A 4,321-nucleotide genomic window follows, 5' to 3' on the forward strand; every position below is an offset into this window, starting at 1 on the left:
ATGGGTGCTTCCCGCTATTCATCTCGGTGGAAAACTCACCGTAGAAGCAGCCAACGGTGTCAGCGCGGATATTAAAGCCCAAAACGGTCAGTCGTTACAAAATGTTGTCTCCGTCCTCGGTAATACCCCGGAAACCGCCTGGCTGAAAGGGTTCAATGAACGTCAGGATGTGCAATGGAACTTAGTCAAAGATGCGTATGACCGCTGGGATTATAAGAGCCAGCATCTGAACCCGGTGGTTTCAGCGGTGATAGCGATTGCTGTGGCCGCCGCTACTGTGGGCTCAATGGCTTACGGCGCGACGGCTTCCGGCATGGCGGCGCTGACCTCTCAGGCAGCGGTCGCTCTGGTGGATAATCAGGGCGACTTATCCAAAGCCTTAAAAGCGATGGGCAGCAGCGACACGGTTAAATCCACCTTCACGTCCATGGTAATGGGCGGCGCACTGGCGGGTTTTGACACAGTGATGGGATGGGATAACGCGGTAAATGGCGGGAAGCTGGATCCGGCAAAAGCCACCTTACCCCAACTGAGCAATCATGACTGGAGCAAAGTGGCTCAACGGGTCGCAGGCCAGTCCATTATCGGCGCCAGTCTGGGGACAACGATTAATGGCGGCAGCTTTAAAGACAATTTCACCACGGCATTACTTGTCAATATCGGCAATCAGATTAATGCAGAAGGAGCCCATTTAATTGGTGATAACGGGGAAATCTTAGGCTACACAGGAAAGATGTTAAGCCATGCCGTTGTGGCAGGAATTAGTGCGGAAATCGCCGGAGGAAATGCCAAAGGGGCTGCTGTGGGAGCTCTGGCCGCTGAATTAGCGGCCATCACAATGGAAAGCAGATTATTTGAACCTGCGTACAAGAATGAAGCAGAGCGGCAAATTCATCAGCTTCGGGAAGCGCTGACGGGTAATGAAGCTAAGGCTCAGACGGCTAAATTTATCGGGGCGTTGTCAGGCGCCCTGATTAGCCATACCCCGGAAGGTGCTTACAGTGCGGCGAACAGCGCGGAGCTTGTCTATCGTAATAACATGACTGAGCATATGCTGCATCAGTTATCAGTTGATAATCAAAAAGATATCTTAGCGGCAGAGAAAGGGGATAAATCGGCGGCAGAACGCGTTATTGCGCGACGTGATGCTGCGATAACCGTCACCGCAGTGGCAGCAGGCGGATATGCTCTGACTTATGGCGGTCAGATACTGATTGCGGGCTCGGCTGAAATGGCCACGGCAGGGCGTGTTGCGCTTAAAGGGTGTAAAACCAATCCGGCGCTGTGCCTGAATAACGTGGGCATTTTTGTTGCAGATGCCATTGCGCCGGAAGCGGCTGTTGGAACGGGCGTTTTAGCGACTGGAACGGTAAAAGTATTAGGCAACACCCAGGAAGGTGTGAAGAATCTGGCAGAAGAATTGAGTCATGTCTCAAAACCCCTGTTGAGCAATGCTAAACCTGATACCCATGCTGTAACTCGCTTGATTGAAAATGAGAAGTTGTATGCTGGAAAGGGGACGAGTTTACCTAGTAAAGATAAGTTAACAGGCTCAACTGCTAATTGGAAAAACTACACACATGCAGAAGCGGTAATAGAAGTTAAGAATTCAGGTAAATTAGTTAATGCTAATAATGCTGTGATTGATTCGAATAAAGTTACTTCTTATGCATTAAATACTGAACATCCGGTTGGCGGAAATAAAGCTAAAGTTTTTGAATCAGCCTTGGGATATAACCAATCAAATGCTACTGATTTAATATCTAAAATACAGGCAGGGACTAAAACGAATACAGCTATTCTTGGTAATGTTGATAAGTTTGGTCAAAGAATAACTATTGACATGCCAATTACTGGACCAAACGGCAAAACAGCGATTGTTCGTACAGGTTGGATATATGATACTGGATCATCAACACCTAGATTAACAACGCTCTATGTAAAGTGAGATAGGTATGAAATATTCTCTTTTTGATGTTGTTATTTTAACCTCAGACATTCCTGAGCGTGGACTTAAAACTGGAATGAAGGGAGCTATTATTGATGTTTATTCTGGGCAGGAAGAAGCATATGAGGTTGAATTTTGTGATGAAGATGGCCGGACTATAGATATGTTACCGTTATATTCTAACCAATTATCTCCATTTGAATAAGATAATTATGTGGCATATTTGATCCCCCGTTCATTCTGAACTGCCCCCTGAATGTTAGACAAACGTATAACATTCGGGGGCTATATTCTTCTATTTTTATGACAACTGGTTTACCAGCATAAAAACCGAGCTGTTCCAGTAAGAACCCTTTCATAGTGAGCTGAGGTCTGGGCACTGATTAGCCATACCCCGGAGGGCGCTTATAGTGCGGCTAACAGCACAGAGCTTGTTTACCGTAACAACATGATTGAACATATGCTGCATCAGTTATCGTTTGATAATCAAAAAGATATCCTGGCAGAAGAATTGAGTCATGTCTCAAAACCCCTGTTGAGCAATGCTAAACCTGATACCCATGCTGTAACTCGCTTGATTGAAAATGAGAAGTTGTATGCTGGAAAGGGGACGAGCGCAAATAAACCTTTTGGTTTAGGTTCTACTGGGCGTAATATTCCTGCAAGTTTAAATGAAAAATTAGCACTTGAGCAAGCTATATCCAATCCTAATTCGAGGCGGCTGCTCCCTGTTCCTATGACTGATAAACGGTGGCCGGCATCAGATGGTTGGGTAAAAATGTCTCAAAATATTAACGAAATAGAAGTCCACTATGTAAGGAATACAAAGACAGGAGCTATTGATGATTTTAAATTTAAGTGAGTATTTTTATGTTAATTAAATGTATTTTTAATTCGGGAAAAAATTTACCTGATGATAACCGTTGTTTTGGCGAAACAGATGAAACAGATTATTCTTTTTTGGAGATTGGAACTGAATATGTAGTTTATGGTTTGATGTTGCTTTCATGTCGAATCGATTATTTAATCTGCCCTAATAAAGGTAACCCTGTATGGATTCCTGCTAATTTATGTGAGATTAAAGACGGTAAGTTGTCTTCTAATTGGTTAATTTGTATAACTAATTTAAATGATGACTATAAAGTCTTATATGATAATTTTAAGATACAATCGCTTATAGGTTATTCTGAATTAGTCACATCCATATCTCATTACATAGGTATTATTGAAAGAGAATCAGAGGATCTAGAAATTTTTTTTCTCGAAAAGCAAAAAATCGATGGCGAATTTGCTTATACAATCGGCTGAAATAGCGGCAGTTTTACGGATAATCTGCAAACCGCGTTATTGAGCTATATGGTTGTGTCAGGCATAAGTGCTGAAATTGCTAATAAAGAAATCAGATTAGCGGTTCCAGCAAATACAACAAAAATTCAATGGACAGAAATAAATCGGGCTATTGAATACGGGAAAAATCAGGGTGTTAAGGTCACAGTGACACAGGTAAAATGATGATATTCAACAAAGATCAGGATTATTGGGCTGGTTGCTACAGTACTAATGAGTTTTTACTTATTGAAACTTATTCTGGATTGGGAATGGTTGGGGGCGATCCTTTATTTCCCCTCCATCTACTTGCACCAGATGCTAATAATAAAGATATCGGTGAAACACTGATACAAGCTCTGTCAGATAGTCGAACATTAACTTCTCTTGATGAACGTGTGGCTTTTTTTGATCTCGAAAAAGGTAAACAGCAATATGCTGCTTGGATAGCAATGTTGATTGAAAAGTATGGCTATAAGACCAAACGTGCGTTATTTAAGGGAATGAAACGATGTTCAATTCATGGTGTTAATAGCCTAATAACCATGAGACCTAGCTACCACGAAAAGCTTGAAGCTTGGAGCGGTGATAGAATTAAAGAATCTGATTATGTTGTTCTTCCGATAGATAGTTCTTCGGAGGAAATTGGAGCAGCTCTTAGATTAGCTTTTAGTCGTTGTATCGGTTAAATCAAGATCCCAGCGATAAAAAAGCTGGGATTTTTTCCCTTTTTGGTCGATCCACCAGTTGTTTTCTTTTCGGTGATGAGTTATCTGAGAGTAAAAAAACAGGTATCCATTAATACCAGATTTTGAAAAGGTACAGAATCACTAAAAACGACGTATTCCCTGTTATGTTTAATGTATTCACCGACAATGTTATCCTCCGGTTATTTTACATTTAACTGCCCTGCCATGACTATTTAAAAGAATGAAAACAGAGATATTAAAGATTTTATATAAAAGACGGTTTTAACTATTAAAAGAATGTTAATTAAATTTAATCGAAGTCCATTAACTATCACCATTAACAGCGAGTTAAAAATAA

At 41.5% G+C, this 4,321-nt stretch carries 6 protein-coding genes; all 6 read left to right on the forward strand.

Annotated elements, in window-relative coordinates:
• A partial coding sequence (locus ABR397_RS21950; protein WP_350307569.1) for a DUF637 domain-containing protein occupies positions 1-1,948 on the forward strand: 1,948 nt, incomplete at its 5' end.
• 7 nt (positions 1,949-1,955) lie between these two features.
• Positions 1,956-2,153: a DUF4926 domain-containing protein gene (locus ABR397_RS21955; protein WP_350307570.1), complete on the forward strand. Its 198-nt coding sequence runs from the start codon at positions 1,956-1,958 to the stop codon at positions 2,151-2,153.
• A gap of 255 nt (positions 2,154-2,408) precedes the next feature.
• Entirely contained in the window at positions 2,409-2,810 is a 402-nt protein-coding gene (locus ABR397_RS21960; protein WP_350307571.1) for a hypothetical protein, read from the forward strand.
• Between the two features lie 8 nt (positions 2,811-2,818).
• Complete coding sequence (locus ABR397_RS21965) at positions 2,819-3,256, forward strand: hypothetical protein (protein ID WP_350307572.1); 438 nt, start codon at positions 2,819-2,821, stop codon at positions 3,254-3,256.
• Between the two features lie 48 nt (positions 3,257-3,304).
• On the forward strand, positions 3,305-3,460 hold the full coding sequence (locus ABR397_RS21970) for an endonuclease toxin domain-containing protein (protein WP_350307574.1): 156 nt from the start codon (positions 3,305-3,307) through the stop codon (positions 3,458-3,460).
• Positions 3,460-3,963: a contact-dependent growth inhibition system immunity protein gene (locus ABR397_RS21975; protein ID WP_350307573.1), complete on the forward strand. Its 504-nt coding sequence runs from the start codon at positions 3,460-3,462 to the stop codon at positions 3,961-3,963. Before ABR397_RS21970 ends, ABR397_RS21975 begins: the two co-directional genes overlap by 1 nt.
• Positions 3,964-4,321: the final 358 nt, after the last annotated feature.

This window comes from Photorhabdus viridis (assembly GCF_040256935.1).
GTDB lineage: Bacteria > Pseudomonadota > Gammaproteobacteria > Enterobacterales > Enterobacteriaceae > Photorhabdus > Photorhabdus viridis.

Bases quoted from the DNA above. Each gene is read 5' to 3' on its own strand.
- ABR397_RS21955 (WP_350307570.1), top strand. From the start codon at position 1,956: ATGAAATATTCTCTTTTTGATGTTGTTATTTTAACCTCAGACATTCCT.
- ABR397_RS21960 (WP_350307571.1), top strand. From the start codon at position 2,409: ATGCTGCATCAGTTATCGTTTGATAATCAAAAAGATATCCTGGCAGAA.
- ABR397_RS21965 (WP_350307572.1), top strand. From the start codon at position 2,819: ATGTTAATTAAATGTATTTTTAATTCGGGAAAAAATTTACCTGATGAT.
- ABR397_RS21970 (WP_350307574.1), top strand. From the start codon at position 3,305: ATGGTTGTGTCAGGCATAAGTGCTGAAATTGCTAATAAAGAAATCAGA.
- ABR397_RS21975 (WP_350307573.1), top strand. From the start codon at position 3,460: ATGATATTCAACAAAGATCAGGATTATTGGGCTGGTTGCTACAGTACT.